Source organism: Aeromonas sp. 600276, assembly GCF_049175815.1.
Taxonomy (GTDB): Bacteria; Pseudomonadota; Gammaproteobacteria; order Enterobacterales; family Aeromonadaceae; genus Aeromonas; species Aeromonas dhakensis.
In genome coordinates, this window is record NZ_JAAKVU010000001.1 from 330636 (window position 1) to 350969 (window position 20334).

Below are 20334 nucleotides of genomic sequence, written 5' to 3' on the forward strand. Positions count from 1 at the left end.
CCTGCTCCTGATGAGCGAGGGTTTGCCCCGGCGCGGTAACCCGCAAGTTACCCTTGTTTCCCTTCGCAGGTCTTAACCTGATCAGGTTCCACGGATCCCGAATTAACGGTCTCAGCTTAGCGTCGTTCGACGGTCAGCACTCCGACAAGATGTGAGCCAGTATATATGGCTTATTTTTTTACTCAACTATGAATTGTTCACTACACTGGGGACATCCATTAACACAGGGATGGTGTTTGCTATGAGTATAAAAAAATCATGTTTGTTCAGCCTCGCATGTCTCGCTCTATATGGTTGCAACGGAGGAAGTGACAACAGTAAAACACTGGCGGAACAATTCAAGTATGATCCTGCAACCCAAGTAGTTGAAAATGATATCCATGACTCAGTTTTTATTTCGGCACTGGACTTGTCAGGGTTGGATCACAGTAAAATCAAAAGCATTTCTTTCACCATCAGCCCCAAAGTAGGCAGCTACGCCAAACCGGTAACAGCCACTTATGATTGGCAATATATTTCAACCAATGGGCTGTATGATACATCCAGCAACAGAGTTCAACTTCCCATCTTTGGTTTATACAGCGCCTATATCAATGAAGTGACTGTCAGCATTCAGTTTATTGATGCCAGTAACTATGCGTTTCAAAAGACTATTGTCACCGATAACTATATCGACAGTGCAGGTGTCTATGACAATGTAGACATCAGTATCAAACCTACTGCAACACCTACATATAGCTATTTTTATATGAAAGGATCATTGAAGTCTCCTATCATCATGGATATTGACGGAGAAATCCGTTGGGATATCGGTATCAGAAATATTTCTACCTCATCCATATTTATGGACAATCTATTCTTAACTGGAAACTCTAAGAGTAGAATAATAGACTCGTTAAATTTATACGGAAAGAGCACTACACTCACTCTAGATGGCTCAACAATGGGAAGCGATGCCTACTTCCATCATAATATCGACCAAGGCAAACAGGGAATATTGATTGAACTGGATGGAACCACTGGTGGAGCATTGAAATTAGAATCTTTCCTCAGTGAAATAGACACTGACGGCAAGGTCATCAAGGAGTGGGATCTCGGCAAGATATTTTCTGAATACATGTTGCAAGAGGGGGACGACCCCAGCAACTTTGTTAGAGATGGTGTTGACTGGTTCCACATGAACGCTGCCACCTATGACCCGTCCGATGATACTCTGGTGGTCTCCAGCCGGGAAAATTTTGTCGTCAAGCTGGATTACGCTACCGGCAAGCTGATCTGGTTGCTTGGTGATGAAACCAAACACTGGTACTCCTACCCTTCCCTGCAAAAGCTGGCGCTGTCGCTCTCCTCCGGGCAGACCCCCATAGGACAACATGCCGTCTCCATAACCAAAGATGGACGTCTGATGTTGTTCAACAATGGACGAAGAAGCTTCAACAACCCCACTGGCACACCGACCGGCATAGATCTGACTAGCAGTCAGACCGCCATTTTTGCTATCGACAGCCAGAGCAAGACGGCCCAGGTTGCCTGGAGTTTTGACGATGGCATCTATTCCGATATCTGTTCCAGCATCTATGAAGACAAGCTGGCGACTCAGGGGGACTTTCTCATCAACTATGCAGCAGCCGACAATCGGACCAAGGTTGTCATTCAGGGCATAAACAAGGACAAGCAAAAACTATTCGAGTTTACCTATCCTAGCCCAAGGCCCTGCTATACCTCGTGGAACGCCATCCAGATCCCTCTCGAGAATATTCACTTCCAATAACCGGCAGAGCCGCGTTCCTTGTGACGCGGCTCTATCCATTTATCCTCTGGGCTGGCTATCAAGATCTCCACTTGAAAACCCTGTTCGTCACGAGATAGCTCTCGTTTTAGACCTGATGACAGGCAGGCTTGGATACCATTCACCCGCCGGCGGCCTCGTTTAGGGAGTGAACAACCTTGATATCAAGGACGCAGGTTGCACTGCCGCCACAATAGGACATGGGTCGTCGAAGAGGTCACCAGAAACAAGAAGCAGACCCCATGAAGGGGCCTGCTAAAGAGGATTATTGAGCTGGAGTAATGGTCAGGGTCACATTGCCAAAGCCTTCGCTGGCAAGCGTATCCTGATCCAGTTCCAGAGCGGTGAGAGCCACCCCTTCGGTAGAAGCGCTTCGTTGCTGAACAGCCGCTGCGGCGCGAGTCTGGGGCTGCCCAATCTCGATATCGCCGGCAAACTGGCTTTCGGCATAGAAGTCGCCGGTCACGGCCGAACGGGTCGGACGCAACACGCGGCCAAGGTTATTCTGCATGGTCGACAGGCCATACTCGCCGATGGTCCAGTTCCAGTCCCACCACTTCACTTCACCCGGGATGTAGCGTTTGTCCCACTGATAACGGATGCTGCTGGCCTTGTCGCGGAACGGGCCAACGGCAAAGGTATGTTCCCAGGTCGGACGATTGGTCGGATGGGTGTACCAGGCATTGCCTCCCCAGCGCAGGAACCCCTTCATGGTCAGGTCATAATTCACCTCGGCCTTGAACTCATAGGGGTAGGAGATGTTGGACTTGTAGAGAGCGACGCGCACCGGCACGCTGGAGTGGGGTGGCACAGTGGGGCGAGCCTCGACCGACACGGTCTCGGTGGTCGCTCCCCCCTTCTGCTCGGCCCAGCTCTGGGTTGAAGAAATCTCGACCGAGTATTCAGTGCTGGAAACCTGCGGGATCTGGAACGTCTTCTTGATGCCGACCTTCTCGCTGAGACTGTAGGTATCCGTCTTGGACCAGTTGGTGGCCTTGTCATACTTAAGGGTAACTACCACCTGCTGAGGCAGATCCGTGTAGTTGGTCGCATTGGCGGTGATGGTCTTGATCAGCTGTTTGCCACTCTCGGTAACCTGGCCATGACTGAAGGAATCGGGCTCCAGCGTGTACGAGAAGTTGCTCACCTTGATGGAACTTTTCTCCCCACAACGGTATCCAGAGCAACCACCATCATTATTTCCCTTTATCAACCAGCCATCGCTGAGCCTGGTCACATCCATATCTTCCCCGACATAGGGGCTATGATTCCCGCCCACCCAGGCGTATCCCAAATAGTGGGCAAGATAACTCACAGGTTTGATGAAATAATCTTTGTCATGCACCATTCGCCATTGCACATCGACTTCATCACCTGCCGGAATATTCCATGCGGAGAGGGAAGGAATTTCTCCAGAGATAGGGGAGTTGGGGTAACACCATGTTTCACCCGCCGTACCCTGTTTTATTTCTCCATTATATCCAGGTCCCATGATCACCCAGCGATTGGCCAGCCCGGTAATCTGCCACTGTCCCATACGGCTGACCAGATTGCCCTTGATGCTCATGGCTTCATCACGGGTAAGGGGGCGATAGCCGCTGGCACAGACCCCCTCCCCCAGACCGAACCATTTGACCTGGTCAGGATAGACTGGCTCAGCCGCCTGGGCCTGGACGAGCATCAATAAAGATGCCAACAGCGCCAGATTGGCTGTTATTATTTTATTCATCATTTATTCCTCTTTCAGACAGACGATAGCTTTTATTATGCAGAAATAACACCTTTCATTTTGACAGGCATGAACTCCAATGAGCCCCGCCATAGACAAAATAAACCACCAAAATTCATCCATGACAAACAAAATATATATAAGGCGGGAAAATAATTAGAGCGGCAACTTTATTGAGGGATTAATCATAATTGTTCTGGTGGGATAATTTAATATCAATCCAGGACATGACGGCGTTTATTAAATAAGAAGTTCCTGAATTACTCTTCCGGATTAATTATGGTTATCTCACGTAAAATTCCATCTGCAGAACGCAGCAGCACCAGCGCACTACCCTCGTGCAAGTCGGTAGCCGAACCGTTGACCCAACGCACATTTCGGTCGAGCGACAAGGTGCCGAGTGTAGCCAGCACCAGGTGCCGACCATCGAAGGATCGCAAACGATCCTCTGCCCGCTGCCAACGGCCTGATATCGCCGGAGATCCGGCCGCCAGCAGCTCAATCCGGGTAGCCACCCCATCAGTCACCTGCAGGGCCAGGTGATCCCCCGGCCGCAAGGGGTGCTGCCACAGCTCACCAAGCCGCCAGACCGGGGCGCTCCCAAGCTCCACCTCAGCCCCCTGAAACTGCAGGCGCAGGCCATCGTTGTGTTCCAGCTCCACCAGCCAGAGTTCGCCATCGGCAGCCAGCGCGCAGAGCGGCAGTGCCAGCAGCAGGAGGGAGGTGCGTGTCATAGCAAAAGGCCCATAGTGAAACCGTGCGAGGTTTAACTATGGGCCCGCTGAGTGGTTTTTTCCGCCCGGTTCGTCTTGCCGTGCGTCAATCATCCTCGCGGCAGCGGCTCAGGCGCATGCCGTCAAACTTGCACTCCAGCTCCAGCCAGCGTCCTTCGAACGGGGCTAGGCTATCGTCCGAGGTGACATAACCCCAGATCCGCCCCTGCTCCACCGGCCCTTCCAGATCCATCTCGTCATCCTCCTCCAGCGCTTCGACCTCGCGGATCCGCCGCAGATCGCCCTCGACCACCCCTTCCAGGTCGACCCAGGTACCGCCGAGATCGTCTTCTCTCAGCCCGTCCTTGAAGCGGGTCTGTTCGTCGAGCACAAAGGGAATGCCGTTGACCATCAGCTGGCCCAGCTGCCAGGTGGTGCGGCCGGTCAATTTGAACTCCGCCGACTGCGCAGCGCCGAATGGCAGCAAGATCAGCAGCAGGAGAGTGCAGAGAGACTTCTTCATCGGGGATCCTCGGGGTTACACTGCCACACAGGATGCCTCATCCGGTGTGAGATGACCGTGAAATGGCGGTCAAGACCAGGAGATCAAAGCATGAAAATACTGGTGGTGGAAGACAATCCCCAGGTCGCGGAAACCATCATGGATTATCTGGAGCTGGCGGGCCACCGGCTGGACTGCGCCTACCACGGCCAAGCGGCCCTGCAGCTGCTGGCCGAGCAGCGCTTCGACGTCATCATCATGGACGTCATGATGCCGCGCCTCGACGGCCTCAGCACGGTGGCCCGCCTGCGGGAGCAGGGGATCCCGACCCCAGTGCTGTTTCTCACCGCCCGTGACAGCCTGGACGACAAGCTGGCGGGCTTCAAGGCCGGCGGCGACGACTATCTGGTCAAGCCGTTCGCCATGGAGGAGCTGGAAGTGCGGCTGCAGGCGCTGGCCCTGCGCGGCCCGCGCAGCGACATGGGAGCCCTGTGCGTGGGCGAGCTGACCCTGGATCCCGCCAGTGGCCGCGCCACCCGGGCCGGGGTCGAGCTCAAGCTCGGCAAGATCCCGTTCCAGATCCTCACCCTGCTGGCCCGCCGGGCCCCCGCGCTGGTCACTCGCCAGGAGGTGCTCGACACCGTCTGGGGCGACGAGGAGCCGGATTCCGACGCCCTGCGCAGCCACATCTATGCCCTGCGCAATGCCCTCGACAAGCCCTTCCCTACCCCCATGCTGGAAACCTTGCACGGTCAGGGCTATCGGCTGGTGACCCCATGATGACCCGCCAGCGCTGCCTGACTCTGCCCGCGGGGAGGCCGTCATGAGCCTGCCCAGCCTGCGCCGTCGCCTGATCCTCACCCTGAGCGGTGCCGGCCTGCTGCTGCTGATCATCATCAGCCTGCTGATGGTGGTGGCCGAGGACAAGATGGAGGAGCTCAGCCTGCGCCACTGGCTGGAGGCGGAGGTGACCCGCTACGGCGACGACTGGTTGCGGCTCGGCATGGCGGCTCCCGCCCCCAGCCCGCGCCAATTCTCCAGCTACTGGACCGAGGCCGGCCGCCTGCCGGTCTGGCTCAAGCCCTACCAGAGCCCGGGTTTCTACGAACACGTGCTGGGAGACGAGGACAAACACTTCCTGGTGCGGCCCCATCCGTCCGGTAAGGGGCTGCTCTATCTGGTGTTCAACGACGACGCCGACGACTACCTGGATCCCTACGAGGATCAGCTGCACCTGGCCACCCGGCTGATCGGGCTGACCCTGCTGCTCGGCTGCATCGGCTTCGGCATCTGGCTGGTGCGCCACATCACCCGGCCGCTGCTGCGGCTGCAACAGCGGGTCGCTCACCTCACCCCGGATCAGGCGGACTTCGTGCCCGACGCCCCCTGGCAGGAGCTCAGGGACATCGAGCTGGCGCTGCTGGCCGGCAAACAGGAGGTGGCGGCCGTGTTTGCCCGCGAGCAGGAGTTCAGCCGCTTCGCCAGTCACGAGCTGCGCACCCCCAACATGGTGATCCAGGGCTCGGCCGCCCTGCTCGGCAAGGTGAGCGATCTGCCCGCCCCCGCCGCCCGCGCCACCACCCGCATTCGCGCCGCCGCCGACGAGATGGCGCTGCTCACCGAGACCTTTCTGCTGCTGGGCCGCAAGGAAGAGGTGGAGCGCCCGCCCCAGCAGGTGGCACCGCTCATACGCCGGGAGCTGGCCCGCCTCGCCCCGCTGCTGCAGCGGGAGGAGCTGGATATCCGGTTGCAGCTGGACGATGAGAGCGAGGCGCTGGCCCCCCTCTCCCTGCTCGCCATTGCGCTCGGCAACCTTCTGAAGAATGCCCTCAGCTACGCCGAGGGGCACATCGACATCGAGCTGACCGGCCCCCTGCTCACCATCAGCAACCCCACCGCTGCCGCGCCGGATCAGATCCTCGGCTACGGCTGCGGCCTCACCATCATCCAGCGCATCTGCGAGAAGCTGGGCTGGCAGATAGAGACCCGGCTGGAAGAGGGCATCTTCAGTGCCCGATTGGCGATGATCACCAACGAACCCACGAAGGCATAGCGCTCCTCATCCCCGGCCCTTCTCCCCGTCTATTCAAAATAGCGGGAGAAGGGAGGCTCCCCCTGGCAAGCCATCACAGCTCGCGGTGACAACCGCAGGCCAGCAACGATGACCCTGCACCACCGGACTGCACCCGCCGGATAACAACAGGGCGCCCGAAGGCGCCCTGTTTGCAATGCGTTGGCGACAAGCCTGGCGTCACTCCGCCGGCTTGTGCTTGCGACTCGCCTTGAGCTCGAGAAACTCGATGATCTTGCCGGCCACGTCCTTGCCGGAGGCAGCCTCCACCCCTTGCAGGCCGGGGGAGGAGTTGACCTCCAGCACCAGCGGGCCGCGGGCACTGCGCAGGATATCCACCCCGGCCACGTCCAGCCCCATGATCTTGGCGGCCTGCACCGCGGTGGCCCGCTCTTCCGGGCTTATCTTGATCGCCTCGGCGGTGCCGCCCCGATGCAGGTTGGAGCGAAACTCCCCCGGCTGGGCCTGACGGCGCATGGCGGCCACCACCTTGCCGTTGACCACCAGACAGCGGATGTCGGCGCCGTTGGCCTCGCGGATGTACTCCTGCACCAGGATGTTGTTGTTGGTCTGGATGAAGGCCTCGATCACGCTCTCGGCGGCCTTCTGGGTTTCGCACAGCACCACGCCGATCCCCTGGGTTCCCTCCAGCAGCTTCACCACCAGCGGTGCGCCGCCCACCATGGTGATGAGGTCGGGCACGTCGTGGGTGCTGTGGGCATAGCCGGTCACCGGCAGGCCGATGCCGTGGCGGGAGAGCAGTTGCATGGCCCGCAGCTTGTCGCGGGAGCGGGAGATGGCCACCGAGCTGTTGAGCGCCATGGTGTTCATCATCTCGAACTGGCGCAGCACGGCGGTGCCGTAGAAGGTGATGCTGGCCCCGATGCGCGGGATCACCGCATCATAGCTCTCCAGCTCCCGTCCTTCGTAATGGATGGAGGGGTTGTGGGAGGCGATGTTCATGTAACAGCGCAGGGTGTCGAGCACTTCGACCTGATGACCGCGCGCCTGCGCCACCTCGACCAGACGGCGGGTGGAGTAGTTTTTCGGCTCACGGGATAAAATGGCGATCTTCATGACAATTCCGCTAGGAGGCAGTGCCTGGGCAGGATGGGGCGGGAGAGTATAAAGTGCCACAGCGCCAAGACAACGCCAATTGTTTCTCCTGACAACAAGACAAACCACACAGAAACGTGCGCTGCCATCCCGCCGTCACTAGCTTGTCAAACGGCGGCACCAGACTGGTCTGTCCCCCAGTACAGGATGCCGCCGTCGTTCATTCAGGATCAATCGGGATTGACCCGGTTGCCACCCCTTTAATGCAGGTTCGGCCCCAGCCAGCGTTCGGCCTCTGCCAGGGTCATCCCTTTGCGCACGGCGTAGTCCTCCACCTGATCCCGCTGGATCTGGGCCACCGCGAAGTACTTGCTGTCGGGGTGGGAGAAGTACCAGCCGGACACCGCCGCCCCCGGCCACATGGCATAGGACTCGGTGAGCTGCATGCCGATGGCCTGTTCCACGCCCAGCAGCTCCCAGATACTGCCCTTCTCGGTGTGCTCCGGGCAGGCCGGGTAACCGGGCGCCGGGCGGATGCCGCGATAGTTCTCGCGGATCAGCTCCTCGTTGGAGAGCGCCTCGTCCGGGGCATAGCCCCAGTGCACTTTGCGCACCTGCTCGTGCAGGTACTCGGCAAAGGCTTCCGCCAGACGGTCGCACACCGCCTGGATGAGGATGGCGTTGTAGTCGTCGTGCTCGGCCTTGTAGGCTTTGGCGATGGCTTCTTCACCGATGCCGCCGGTCACCGCGAAGGCGCCGATCCAGTCGGGCTTGCCGCTCTCTTTCGGCGCCACATAGTCCGCCAGACAGTAGTTGGGGAAGCCCTGCTTCTCGCTCTGCTGGCGCAGGTGGTGCAGCACTTTTTTCACTTCAGTGCGCGACTCGTCGGTGTAGACCTCGATGCTGTCCCCCACGGCGTTGGCGGGGAACAGGCCTATGATGCCGGCACAGCGCACGCTCTCATCCTTCTCCAGCTGATCCAGCATGGCGTTGGCGTCGGCAAAGAGGCGCGTCGCCTCCTCCCCCACCACTTCATCTTCCAGAATGCGGGGGAACTTGCCCGCCAGCTCCCAGCTGAGGAAGAACGGCGTCCAGTCGATGTAGGAGCGCAGCACCGAAATGGGCACGTTTTCGAACTTCTGCACACCAGGCTCCCGGGGCGCCGGCGGCTCATAGCCCACCCAGTCCAGCTGATGGCGGTTGGCGCGGGCCTCCGCCAGCGTGATGGGGCGCGAACGCGGCTGCTTGCGGGCGTGCTGCTCCCGGGCAATCTCGTACTCCTTGTCGATGCGGGCGACAAACGCCTCCTTGAGATCCTCGCTCAGCAGGCTCTGGGCCACCCCCACGGCGCGGGAGGCGTTGGAGACATAGACCACGGGCTCTGAGTAGTTCTGCTCTATCTTCACCGCGGTGTGCGCCTTGGAGGTGGTGGCACCGCCGATCAAGAGCGGCAGCTTGAAGCCCTGGCGCTCCATCTCTTTCGCCACATGCACCATCTCGTCCAGCGACGGGGTGATGAGGCCCGACAGACCTATAATGTCAGCCCCTACCTCCCGCGCCGTCTTGAGGATGGTCTCGCAAGGCACCATGACCCCGAGATCCACGATCTCGAAGTTGTTGCACTGCAGCACCACGCCGACGATGTTCTTGCCGATGTCGTGCACGTCGCCCTTGACGGTGGCCAGCACGATCTTGCCGTTGCTGGAGCCGCCGGACTTCTCCGCCTCGATGTAGGGTTGCAGGTAGGCCACCGCCCGCTTCATCACCCGGGCCGACTTCACCACCTGGGGCAGGAACATCTTGCCGGCGCCGAACAGATCGCCCACCACGTTCATGCCGTCCATCAGCGGCCCCTCGATGACGTGCAGCGGCCGCTCGGCCCCGGCGCGCGCCTCTTCGGTGTCCTCCTCGATAAAGTCGGTGATGCCCTTGACCAGGGCGTGTTCGAGCCGCTTGCCCACCGGCCAGCTGCGCCACTCCTGCTCCCGCGGATCTTCCGCCTGGGCGCCGGCACCGCGATACTTCTCGGCAATGGCCAGCAGCTCCTCGGTGGCGTTGTCGTTGAGGTTGAGCACCACCGCCTCGACCTTCTCTTTGAGCTCGGCCGGGATGTCTTCATAGATGGCGAGCTGGCCGGCGTTGACGATCCCCATGTCCATCCCGTTCTTGATGGCGTGGTAGAGGAAGACGGCGTGGATCGCCTCGCGCACCGGCTCGTTGCCCCTAAACGAGAAGGAGACGTTGGAGACGCCACCGGAGATCATGGCGTGGGGCAGGTTCTCCTTGATGTCCTTCACCGCGTCGATGAAGTCCACCGCGTAGTTGTTGTGCTCGTCGATGCCGGTCGCCACCGCGAAGATGTTGGGGTCGAAGATGATGTCTTCCGGCGGGAAGCCCACCTGATCCACCAGGATGCGGTAGGCGCGCTGACAGATTTCGAACTTGCGGGCGCGGGTATCGGCCTGCCCCACCTCGTCGAACGCCATCACGATGACGGCGGCGCCGTAGCGGCGCAGCAGTTTCGCCTGCTCGATGAACTTGTCCACCCCCTCCTTCATGGAGATGGAATTGACCACCGGCTTGCCCTGCACGCACTTGAGGCCGGCCTCCAGCACTTCCCACTTGGAGGAGTCGATCATCACCGGCACCCGGGCGATGTCCGGCTCGCCGGCGATGAGGTTCAAGAAGCGCACCATGGCCGCCTCGGCGTCCAGCATCCCCTCGTCCATGTTGATGTCGATGATCTGGGCGCCGTTCTCCACCTGCTGCTTGGCGACATCCAGGGCCTCGTCATAGAGACCCTCCTTGATGAGCCGCTTGAACTTGGCCGAGCCGGTGACGTTGGTGCGCTCCCCCACGTTCACGAACATGGATTCAGGGGTGATGATGAGGGGCTCCAGGCCCGACAACCGGCAGGCCACCGGCAGATCCGGCAGGGCGCGAGGCTTGATGCCCGCCACGGCGTCCGCCATGGCGCGGATGTGGGCCGGGGTGGTGCCACAGCAGCCGCCCACCAGGTTGAGAAAGCCGCTTTGGGCCCACTCGCGGATATGTTCCGCCATCTCGGCGGCGTCGAGGTCGTACTCGCCGAAGGCATTCGGCAGACCGGCGTTGGGGTGGGCACTCACGAAGGTTTCGCTGATGCGGGAGAGCTCCTCCACGTACTGACGCAGCTCGTCGGGCCCCAGCGCGCAGTTGAGACCGAAGGAGACGGGTTTGACGTGGCGCAGCGAATGGTAGAAGGCCTCGGTAGTCTGGCCCGAGAGGGTGCGGCCGGAGGCGTCCGTGATGGTGCCGGAGATCATCACCGGCAAGCTGTAGCCCAACTCCTCGAACACCAGGTCCACCGCGAAGGCGGCCGCCTTGGCGTTGAGGGTATCGAAGATGGTCTCGATCAGGATGATGTCGGCACCGCCCTCGATCAGGGCATGGGTCGATTCGGTGTAGGCGGCCACCAGCTGGTCATAGGTGACGTTGCGCTTGCCGGGGTCGTTCACGTCCGGCGAGATGGAAGCGGTGCGGTTGGTGGGCCCCAGCACCCCGGCCACGAAGCGCGGCTTGTGGGGCTCTTTGGCGGTCCACTCGTCCGCCACGGTGCGGGCCAGCCGGGCCGCCTCGCGGTTGATCTCGGCCGAGAGATCTTCCATCTCGTAGTCGGCCATGGCGATGCGGGTGGCGTTGAAGGTGTTGGTCTCGAGGATGTCGGCGCCGGCGGCACAGTACTGATCGTGGATCTCGCGAATTACAGAGGGGCGACTCAGCACCAGCAGATCGTTGTTGCCCTTGATGTCGGTATGCCAGTCGGCAAACCGCTCCCCCCGGTAGTCCGCCTCACCGAGCTTGTAGCCCTGGATCATGGTGCCCATGGCCCCGTCGATGATCAGGATCCGCTCCCTGAGGCAGGCTTCCAGCTTGTTTGTCACATCCGACTTTTTGTTCGACACCGCTCGTTCCTCTTACATCCATGCAACTGCGTAAACAGCATCCTAACAGCAAACAAATCAAATGGAAATCTAGCCGTCTATCTGTCTATATTGGCGCTCTATATACTCACAAATGGGTAATGAGTAACATGTGACCCAAGAGTACCCTATGCCCGTCCTCAATAGGGATACGTGCTTGCTGTTTACTAAAGAGAAAAATAACTATGAGCGTCTACTACACACTCTGCTTCCTGGCAGCGTTGGCGATCTTTATCGCCTTTGCCAATCAGTATGTTGTGAAGATCCAGACCACCATCGCCATCACTGCGGGCTCCATGCTGATCTCCGCGCTGATGGTGCTGTTCGGTAAGCTGGGCTGGTTCAACCTGGAACCCCTGGCCGTCAAGACCATGGAGAGCATCGACTTCCAGAATTTCCTGCTGAAGGGGATCCTGGGCTTCCTGCTGTTCGCCGGTGGTCTCGGGATCAACCTGAAAGCCCTGCGCAGCCAGAAGTGGGAAATCACCATTCTGGCCATATTGGCGACCCTGCTCTCCACCTTCCTCATCGGCTATGGCTTCTGGTTCATCGCCAAGCTGCTGGGTTGGGACGTGCCGCTGGTCTACTGCATGTTGTTCGGTGCCCTGATCTCCCCCACCGACCCCATCGCCGTGCTGGCCATCGTCAAGAAGATGAAGGCACCACCCCAGATCGCCATCCAGATCGAGGGGGAGTCGCTGTTCAATGACGGTGTCGGGCTGGTGATCTTCGCCACCGTGTTTGCCGTGGCATTTGGCGGCGTCGAGCCCACCTTCGGCAGCGTGGCCGGCCTGTTCCTGCATGAGGCCCTCGGCGGCATCCTGTTCGGTGCCGTGCTGGGTCTCATCGCCCACGTGATGATCAGCGCCACCGATGACGGATCGCTGGAGCTGCTGCTGACCCTCTGCATCCCGACCGCCGGTTTCGCCTTCGCCAACATGATCGGCGTCTCCGGCGCTCTGGCCATGGTGGTGACCGGCATCATGATCGGCAACTGGACTCGTCACAGCGGCTTCTCCGAACAGAGCAGCCATCACCTGGATCACTTCTGGGAGTTGATGGACCAGTTCCTCAACGCCCTGCTGTTCCTGCTGATCGGTCTGGCGCTGGTGCTGCTGGATCTGGCCTGGCAAGACTGGATCCTGCTGGTCATCGCGGTGCCGCTCTGCCTGGCCGCCCGCTTTATCAGCGTGTCGCTGCCCTATGTGGCCTTCCGCAAGTTCCGCAGCTACAACAAGTTCTCGGTGCGGATCCTCACCTGGGGCGGTCTGCGCGGCGGTCTGGCCATGGCGATGGCGCTGGCACTGCCGTCCGGCGTCATGATGCTGCCGGAACACGGCGTCGACCTGCGGGAAGTGATCCTGGTGATGACCTACTCGGTGGTGATGTTCTCCATCGTGGTACAGGGCATGACCATCACCCCCATGATCACCGCCGCCAAGAAGGCCAGCGGCCACTACTGAGTCGCCGGCTGACGTCACCTGGTGATGAAAAAAGGGCTCCCTCGGGAGCCCTTTTTGTGGCCGACAGACGGCCATCAAGGAAAAACTGCAAATAATTGTTTGCTTTTTACCCATGTCGAGGAGAGAATGCGCGCCGGCTAGTTAATCAGCCCTGTTTATGTTTGCCCTGCAATGCTTCACCTCACGATGAATCCTGTCAGTACCCGCATAACCTTCTTCTGATTTACTCGCCCTGAGAACCGTTCAGGCTGTCCGCCTGCGTTGCCCGGCTCTCACGGTGCAGACCCGATCTGCCCACTCCCAAGTAGCATCATGCATCCGCGTGGTCCTTGGCGCATTCCTTGAAAGTGCAGACGCCCCTGAACCGGGCTGGGTATTCCTGCGCGCCCGTCAGCTTACAGCTGGCCGCGCCCATCGACCTGACATTTGCCAATACAAGGAGCCAAAACTTAATTTATATAGAGAAATACCATGATGAAAAGCGTACAAACTCGCAAACCCCTGCGTCGCAGCAAGCCCATCAACCTGCCCGTGCAAGAGCACGACTATGATGCGTTTCTGATCCAGTTCAGCACCCGTTTCAGCGGCGGCTTCGCCGTCTCCTGTGACGGCATTGCCGGCGAGTTCTCCATCGAAGAGCTCAACTGATCCTGCCTGCCCACCGGCAGCGCCCGATGCAGACAGGCCGCAACTCACGGCGGCCTCTTTGCCTCATTTCCCCGGCCCTGCTGATATCCTGCCAGCCATGCCACAGCCCCTCAGATCGGGCAAGTCTCTCTCCCTTCAGCCTCCAGCAACAGACACTCATCCGCATCCTCGGCCAGTTTGACCAACCGGCTCTGCACCAGCCCCAGCTTGGCCAGCAGCGCCACCGAACGCGCGTTGCCAGGGGTGACGATGGCAACCACTCGCTCGATGCCGAGCCGCTCCCGACCATCCTGCAGCGCCGCCTGCGCCGCTTCGATGCCATAACCCTGACCGCGCCAGGCGGGCAGGAAGGCGTAGCCGATGTCTTCACAAGGCAGGGTATCGCGCTTGATCAGGCCGCAGATGCCGAGCTTGGTCCCGTCGCTGCGCCTTGCCACCAGATAGAGACCGTGACCATGACGGGCATAGCTGACCGCCGGCCCCTGCTGGATGTAGTTTTCAGCATCCTGCAAGGTGCGGATGCCCCGATCGCCGATGTAGCGGTGAAAGTCGGGATCGTTGAGCAGTTCGAGAATGAAGGGGGCATCGGCAACCGCCAGTTCGCGCAGTTCCAGGCGCTCGGAGAGGATCATGGCAAGGGCTCGCTTAGAAGAGACAGGCCCCAAGACTGCCCCCGCAACCGCTCATTGGCAAGGCCGTCACCATGAAAAAGGGCCGCGGTGCGGCCCTGGTCGATGAAATGGGTGGCGTCAGGCCGCCAGCAAGCCGGCATAACCGTTGCCCTGCTCGCGCAGCGCCACGAACACGGCGGCGCAGTCGGGCCAGGCGAGGCCGAGTCGCTCGGCCACCTGGGTTGGCCACTCGGGCGGTGCCGCTTCCCCCACATCCGACTGCGCCGCCAGTGCGATGGCCAGATGGATGATCGCAGCCTCGGCAGAGAACTCCTTGGCCAGCAAGGGGTTGTAGTGATACTCCACCGCATGGCAGATGCTCAGGGGGAATTGCCAGCGCCTGGCCATCTCGGCCCCGGTCTGAGCATAGTTGAAGCCGACCACCAGCTCCTCGGCCTTGGCGCGCCCCTTGCTGGGCTCCAGATCCTTGATGTGGTTCACCATGTTCTCCGGCAGCCCCACGTGCATGATGAGCCGTCCCATGTCGTAGAGCAGGGCGCAGGTGAACACCTCCTCCCCCTTCATGCCCTTGAGCTTGGCCAGCCGTCTGGCCAGTTCGGCCACGTCGAATACCTTGCCCCAGAAATGTTTGAGATCGATGCCGGGCACCGCATTGATGGAACCGGTCAGGCCGCAGGCGAGCACCATGTTGCGCACCACGTCGACCCCGAGCCGCACCACGGCCTCGTTGACGGTGGCAACCTGGCGACTGCCACCAAACTTGGCGGAGTTGGCCAGCCGCAGCAGCTTGGCGGAGATCACCGGATCCTTGTTGATCTTCTTGGCAATCAACAGGATATCCGGTTCTTTCTCATTGAAGGTCTGCACCAGTTCGCGCATGACTTCGGGCACGTTGGGCAGGTTCTGGGGCTTGGATAACAGCGAGTCTATGGTGGGCATATTGGTATCCGTCCATGCGATTTCATGATGGTTGTCGTTTGCAGACCGCAAACCCACATTAATTATGAGTAACAAAAACAGCCCATACAGAAATGTTTTTATCGAAATATTTCAATGTGTTAATGGCTATATCGCTATACTGGCATTCCTTATGACATGACGAGGCACAGCACATGAGCGAACCCACCGAGTTCTTCGACGAGCAAACCCTGCTGGAGATGGTCGACAACCAGCTCAGCGACGGCCACCCGCTGCAGGTCAAGGCTACCCTGATGCGGCTGGTGATGAAGGGCACCCCGCGCGAGGAGGCGCTGCAGTATATCGCCTGCGCCCTGGGGGCCGAGCTGATGGCGATGGAAGCGGATCAGGGCCCCTTCAACCTCGAGCGCTACGGCCAGTTTCTGGACTCCCTGCCCGAGATGCCCTGGGCCGAATAAACCTTCTTGCCCGCCGGCGGCAACCCGGCCGCCGACTTGCTCTCGTTAGGCAAGCCACCCCGCCAGCCATTATCATTACTGCCACCGGACAGCAGGGGAGCAAGCATATGCGCTGGCAAGATCGCCGCGAGAGCAACAATGTGGAAGACAGGCGCCAGCAGGGGGGCGGTGGCGGGCTCCCCATCGGCGGCAAGGGGCGTCTGATCCTGCTGGTGGTGGTCATGGTGGCCGGCTATTACGGGGTGGATCTCTCCCCCCTGCTCAACGAGCCGGCATCCCAGACCCCGCCCCAGCGTCAGGAGATGTCTCAGCCGGCCAAGGATCCCCTCGCTAGGTTCACTTCGGTGATGCTCGCCTCCACCGAGGATGCCTGGGGCGAGATCTTCCAGCAGAGCGGCAGCCGCTATCAGGCCCCCAAACTGGTGCTCTATCGCGGCGCAACCCGTACCGGCTGCGGCCAGGGTCAGTCGGTGATGGGGCCTTTCTACTGCCCGGCGGATCGCACCGTCTACATCGATCTCTCCTTCTATCAGGAGATGCGCGACAAGCTGGGAGCCGACGGCGACTTCGCCCAGGGCTACGTGGTGGCGCACGAGGTGGGCCACCACGTGCAGAACCTGCTCGGCATCGAGCGCAAGATGCGTGAGCAGCAGCAGGGGCTGAGCCGGGCCGAGCAGAACAAGCTGTCGGTCAAACTCGAGTTGCAGGCCGACTGTTTTGCCGGCGTCTGGGGCCACTACATGGAGCGGGAACAGGTGCTGGAAACCGGCGATCTGGAGGAGGCGCTCAACGCCGCCCAGGCCATCGGCGACGATCGTCTGCAGCAGCAGAGCCAGGGCCGGGTGATCCCGGACAGCTTCACCCACGGCAGCTCGGCCCAGCGCTACGCCTGGTTCAAGCGCGGCTTCGACAGTGGCAAACCCGCCAGCTGCAACACCTTCGCCACCCGCTAGACGCCCAAAAAAGGGGCCGGATCCTGACAGGATCCGGCCCCTTTTCTCATGCAGGGATGAAGATCAGTACTGGGAGTTGACGATCACCTCCTCCCCCAACGCGCCAGCCAGCGGCAGCGGCCGGTAGGTGGAGTTGGCCGCGCGCAGCAGCCGGATGCCGCGAATGCCGATCTCCTGCGCGGCCTTGATGTCGCCATCGGCATCGCCGTAGAAGACCTTCATCTGCTTCTCCTTGAGCCACTGCACCTTGGTGTTCTGGCCCGGCTGATCACCGGCGAAGATCACCGGGTTGAGCTGGTCGGCCGGAATATTCATGGTCTGCTGCAGGGTCTGGCTGACGGTCTCGGTCTTGGTGGCCGAACGGCCGGTAACGAAATAGATGTGATCGCCGCGCTGGAGGTGCATGGCGATGAGCGCCTTGCCCACCTCTTTCGGCACGCTGAAGGCGTCCCAACCGTTGTTCATCTTCTCCCAGAAGGCCGGGTTCTTCAGGTAGCTCTCGTCGTTGGGGGAGAACTCCTGCTTGCCGCGATAAAACCCCGGGCTGGAGAAGAGCAGGGTGTCGTCTATGTCAAAACCGACCGCCATCGGCGGCAACCCATCCAGGCTCCTGGCAATCTGCGCCACCGACACCCAGTGAATGGGCGCCTGCTGGGACAGAGTCACCGCAGTGACACCGGCAGGACTGACCGGAGCTTCGACGGCCACGGCAGGCAGGGTCAGGCTGGCGGCAACCAGGGAGGCAAGCAGGGCAAAACGGGGCAATGCGGACATGATACGACTCGTCACATGAAGGAAACAGGGGGCCGATCCTGCCCCATGCCGGCACAGGAAACCGTGAAACCCGCCACAAAACAGGGCCAGGTGGCACGCATCACTACCGCAAGCCCCCATCTTGGCGCAATCGCCAAACAGGATGGCGTAGACGCCAAGGTCGGAGCAGACCACAGGCCCCATACTGGCCGCTCCCATCCACTCAGGAGCCCATCATGGATTACAAGCAACGGCTGCAAGCCTGCCTCAACCGGGTCATCTGCGCCCCCGACTTCACCCCGGCCGAACTCGATCACTGGTTCTGCCCGGACTATGTCCAGCTGGTGGATGACCAGCGGCTGGATCGCGCCGCCTTCGAGCAACACCTGCTGGCCCTGCGCCAGAGCCTGGCCCGCTGCGAGATCCGTTTTTTCTCGCTGCTGGCAGAGGGAAACCGGGTGCACTCCCTGCATCGGGTGCGGGCCTGGCGTCACGACGGCGCACGGCTCGAGTGCAAGGTGAGCGCCCTGTTCACCTTTCAGGGCGAGCGCCTGAGCCACACCGATGAACTGACCTGCCTGCTGGCGGGGGAGCCGGCCGACCGGGATCTCGGCTCCCGCCTCACGGCCCCGTCGGTTCCCGCAAGCAGCGATTGAAGGCGTGAGAAAAGGCGCTGAAATCCCCGTATCCCAGCTCAAGGGCTATCCGCGACAGCGGCTGGCCCTGTTGCTGCAACTGGCGGGCCCGACCCATCACCACCTGTTGTCGCCATTGTCGAAAGCTGCAGCCCAGCTGCTGGCTGAACAGCCGGTTGAGGGTGCGCACCGAAGCCCCTGAACCGGCAGCCAGTTCCGCCAGCCCGTATTCGATGGAAGGGCGCCTGCAGACCCGCTCCAGCACCCGCAGCAGCCGCACATCCAGCCCCGCGCTCAACATGAATCCGGTCGCCGCCGACGTCTGTCTCAGTTCGGCTGCCAGTACCGTCAGATAGGCATCCCTGAGGCCCGGCTCCGCCATGTCTGCCAGCCGATCGAACAGGCCGGCCAGCAGCGGGCTCACCTGGCGGGTCGTCAACTCGCCCCCTCCATCCAGGTCATCCAGATAGACCAGACTGAGTTGGGAGTGGCGCAGCACCCTGAACTCATGGGCCAGCCCGGCCGGGATCAGACAGAGCTGACCCGCCACCAGCAGCACGCCTGTCGCCTCACTGCTGATCACGCCGCCGCCCCGATGCAGGTAGCAAAACTGCGGGCCGTCGTGACAGTGAAGGGACGTGAGTGCCCCCTGGGGGTAGTCGCGATACAGGAGGTTCATGACGAAGCCCCCAGGCCCAGGGCCCACCCGCAGACAGGTTCTTTCGGCACTTCTTGTCCCACGCTCTCGTCCCGGTGGGCTATAACTGCTGTACGCTTTCTAGTGACATTCAAGTCAATTGCGCCTTTTATTGGAGATGCCATGGACGTGCACACCGCCGTTGCCCACCCGAACACAGCGACTCCCTCTTCACCCCAGGCCAGGCTCGATGCCATCGACCAGCTGATGGCCAGACTCGAACTCTCTCCTGACGGGCAGATCCTGGACGCCAACCCGCGTTTTCTCGCCATCATGGGCTATCAGCTAAGCGAGCTCAAGGGCCAGCATTACGCCATGCTGTTGCCGCACGACGTGCTCGACTCGCCTGCTCATGCCGCCCACTGGGAGGCGTTGAAGGCGGGCAGGGAGCAGGAGGGAGAGTTTCACCGGCTGGATCGGCACGGCCGGGACATCTGGCTGCGGGGCAGTTGCAGCCCCCTGCTGGACGAGCAGGGCGCGCTGAGCCGGATCATCGAATACAGCATGGATCTGACCGAGCAGAAACAGCTCAATGCCAACTTCGAGGGGCAGCTCAACGCCCTGAGCCGGGTCATGGGCAAGGTGGAGTTCTCGCTGGATGGCACCATTCTCGATGCCAACCCGCGCTTTCTCGAGATCGTGGGTTATCAGCTGGATGAGCTGAAAGGCAAACACCACAGGCTGCTGGTCGCCCCTGATTATGCCCAGTCGGCCGATTATGGCGCCTTCTGGGAGACCCTGCGCCGCGGCGAATACCTGGCGGGAGAGTTCTGCCGGATCGGCAAACAGGGGCAGGAGGTCTGGATCCAGGGATCCTACAACCCGGTGCTGGATCTGACCGGCAAACCCAGCAAGATCGTCAAGTTTGCCACCGACATCACGGCTCAGGTGGAGCAGCATCATCAGCTCAAACGCGCCATGGAGGAGGCCGAAGAGGCCGCCAGGGTGCGCGAGGAGCTGCACAAGTCGCTGCAGGAGATGTCGACCCCGGTGACCCCTATCTGGGACGGGATCCTGCTGCTGCCGCTGGTGGGGATCATCGACTCCATGCGCACCGCCGACGTGATGAACAAGTCGCTGACCAAGATTGCCGAGACCCGGGCCCGGGTCTTCGTGCTGGACATCGCCGGGGTCGCCACCGTGGACACCGGGGTCGCCAATCAGCTGATCAAGATCACCAAGGCCACCCAGTTCATGGGGTGCGAGGCCATCATCTCAGGCGTCTCGCCAGCCATCGCCCGTACCATGGTGGAGCTGGGGGTCTCGGTCGGTGATATCCGAACCACGGCGACCCTGCGGGATGCGTTCGAGATCGCCCTCAAGCGGGTCGGATCCACCCTCTAGGAGCGCCGCCC

18 protein-coding genes and 1 riboswitch are annotated in these 20334 nt (G+C 60.8%); of the genes, 9 read left to right on the plus strand and 9 right to left on the minus strand.

From position 1 onward, the window contains the following. Nucleotides 1–40: 40 nt before the first annotated feature. A riboswitch (TPP riboswitch) is annotated at nucleotides 41–154 on the minus strand. An 87-nt stretch (nucleotides 155–241) separates the two neighbouring features. Continuing rightward, complete coding sequence (locus tag G5134_RS01585; protein ID WP_197495602.1) at nucleotides 242–1771, plus strand: aryl-sulfate sulfotransferase; 1530 nt, start codon at nucleotides 242–244, stop codon at nucleotides 1769–1771. 283 nt (nucleotides 1772–2054) lie between these two features. Here the strand turns inward: G5134_RS01585 and G5134_RS01590 are convergent, their stop codons facing one another. From G5134_RS01590 to G5134_RS01600, 3 genes are all read right to left on the minus strand, one after another. Beyond that, entirely contained in the window at nucleotides 2055–3518 is a 1464-nt protein-coding gene (locus G5134_RS01590) for an aerolysin family beta-barrel pore-forming toxin (protein ID WP_421231843.1), read from the minus strand. Between the two features lie 260 nt (nucleotides 3519–3778). Continuing rightward, nucleotides 3779–4252, minus strand: coding sequence for a hypothetical protein (locus tag G5134_RS01595; protein WP_017783202.1), 474 nt, complete (start codon nucleotides 4250–4252; stop codon nucleotides 3779–3781). An 85-nt stretch (nucleotides 4253–4337) separates the two neighbouring features. Further along, nucleotides 4338–4754 carry a hypothetical protein gene (locus G5134_RS01600; protein WP_065017394.1) on the minus strand — a complete coding sequence of 139 codons (417 nt, stop codon included), beginning with the start codon at nucleotides 4752–4754 and terminating at the stop codon, nucleotides 4338–4340. A 90-nt stretch (nucleotides 4755–4844) separates the two neighbouring features. On the opposite strand from G5134_RS01600, the gene G5134_RS01605 reads away from it, so the two are divergent. Together G5134_RS01605 and G5134_RS01610 are read left to right on the plus strand one after the other, a co-directional pair. Further along, complete coding sequence (locus G5134_RS01605; protein ID WP_016349215.1) at nucleotides 4845–5513, plus strand: response regulator transcription factor; 669 nt, start codon at nucleotides 4845–4847, stop codon at nucleotides 5511–5513. 43 nt (nucleotides 5514–5556) lie between these two features. After that, complete coding sequence (locus G5134_RS01610; protein ID WP_065017393.1) at nucleotides 5557–6786, plus strand: sensor histidine kinase; 1230 nt, start codon at nucleotides 5557–5559, stop codon at nucleotides 6784–6786. A 198-nt stretch (nucleotides 6787–6984) separates the two neighbouring features. Here the strand turns inward: G5134_RS01610 and rimK are convergent, their stop codons facing one another. Together rimK and metH are read right to left on the minus strand one after the other, a co-directional pair. Beyond that, complete coding sequence (gene rimK / locus G5134_RS01615; RefSeq protein ID WP_005308166.1) at nucleotides 6985–7881, minus strand: 30S ribosomal protein S6--L-glutamate ligase; 897 nt, start codon at nucleotides 7879–7881, stop codon at nucleotides 6985–6987. 239 nt (nucleotides 7882–8120) lie between these two features. Beyond that, on the minus strand, nucleotides 8121–11804 hold the full coding sequence (metH, locus tag G5134_RS01620; protein ID WP_065017392.1) for a methionine synthase: 3684 nt from the start codon (nucleotides 11802–11804) through the stop codon (nucleotides 8121–8123). 203 nt (nucleotides 11805–12007) lie between these two features. On the opposite strand from metH, the gene G5134_RS01625 reads away from it, so the two are divergent. Beyond that, complete coding sequence (locus G5134_RS01625; protein ID WP_065017391.1) at nucleotides 12008–13285, plus strand: cation:proton antiporter; 1278 nt, start codon at nucleotides 12008–12010, stop codon at nucleotides 13283–13285. A 471-nt stretch (nucleotides 13286–13756) separates the two neighbouring features. Continuing rightward, entirely contained in the window at nucleotides 13757–13933 is a 177-nt protein-coding gene (locus tag G5134_RS01630; protein WP_005308161.1) for a hypothetical protein, read from the plus strand. 110 nt (nucleotides 13934–14043) lie between these two features. Here the strand turns inward: G5134_RS01630 and G5134_RS01635 are convergent, their stop codons facing one another. Beyond that, the gene (locus G5134_RS01635; RefSeq protein ID WP_065017390.1) at nucleotides 14044–14565 is read right to left on the minus strand and encodes a GNAT family N-acetyltransferase; all 522 of its coding nucleotides are present in this window, start codon (nucleotides 14563–14565) and stop codon (nucleotides 14044–14046) included. Between the two features lie 117 nt (nucleotides 14566–14682). Then, nucleotides 14683–15504: an HDOD domain-containing protein gene (locus tag G5134_RS01640; RefSeq protein WP_065017389.1), complete on the minus strand. Its 822-nt coding sequence runs from the start codon at nucleotides 15502–15504 to the stop codon at nucleotides 14683–14685. 173 nt (nucleotides 15505–15677) lie between these two features. Between G5134_RS01640 and G5134_RS01645 the strand changes: the two genes are divergently transcribed. Together G5134_RS01645 and G5134_RS01650 are read left to right on the plus strand one after the other, a co-directional pair. Further along, complete coding sequence (locus tag G5134_RS01645; protein WP_005308154.1) at nucleotides 15678–15941, plus strand: hypothetical protein; 264 nt, start codon at nucleotides 15678–15680, stop codon at nucleotides 15939–15941. Between the two features lie 107 nt (nucleotides 15942–16048). Beyond that, complete coding sequence (locus G5134_RS01650; protein ID WP_065017388.1) at nucleotides 16049–16894, plus strand: neutral zinc metallopeptidase; 846 nt, start codon at nucleotides 16049–16051, stop codon at nucleotides 16892–16894. A 63-nt stretch (nucleotides 16895–16957) separates the two neighbouring features. Here the strand turns inward: G5134_RS01650 and aphA are convergent, their stop codons facing one another. Next, nucleotides 16958–17668, minus strand: a complete 711-nt coding sequence (gene aphA / locus G5134_RS01655; RefSeq protein ID WP_065017387.1) for an acid phosphatase AphA — start codon at nucleotides 17666–17668, stop codon at nucleotides 16958–16960. A gap of 215 nt (nucleotides 17669–17883) precedes the next feature. Between aphA and G5134_RS01660 the strand changes: the two genes are divergently transcribed. Then, nucleotides 17884–18303 carry a hypothetical protein gene (locus G5134_RS01660; RefSeq protein WP_065017386.1) on the plus strand — a complete coding sequence of 140 codons (420 nt, stop codon included), beginning with the start codon at nucleotides 17884–17886 and terminating at the stop codon, nucleotides 18301–18303. Here the strand turns inward: G5134_RS01660 and G5134_RS01665 are convergent. Next, entirely contained in the window at nucleotides 18269–18961 is a 693-nt protein-coding gene (locus tag G5134_RS01665) for a helix-turn-helix domain-containing protein (RefSeq protein WP_082969981.1), read from the minus strand. The genes G5134_RS01660 and G5134_RS01665 overlap by 35 nt on opposite strands. 141 nt (nucleotides 18962–19102) lie before the next feature. On the opposite strand from G5134_RS01665, the gene G5134_RS01670 reads away from it, so the two are divergent. After that, entirely contained in the window at nucleotides 19103–20323 is a 1221-nt protein-coding gene (locus G5134_RS01670) for a PAS domain-containing protein (RefSeq protein WP_065017385.1), read from the plus strand. Nucleotides 20324–20334: the final 11 nt, after the last annotated feature.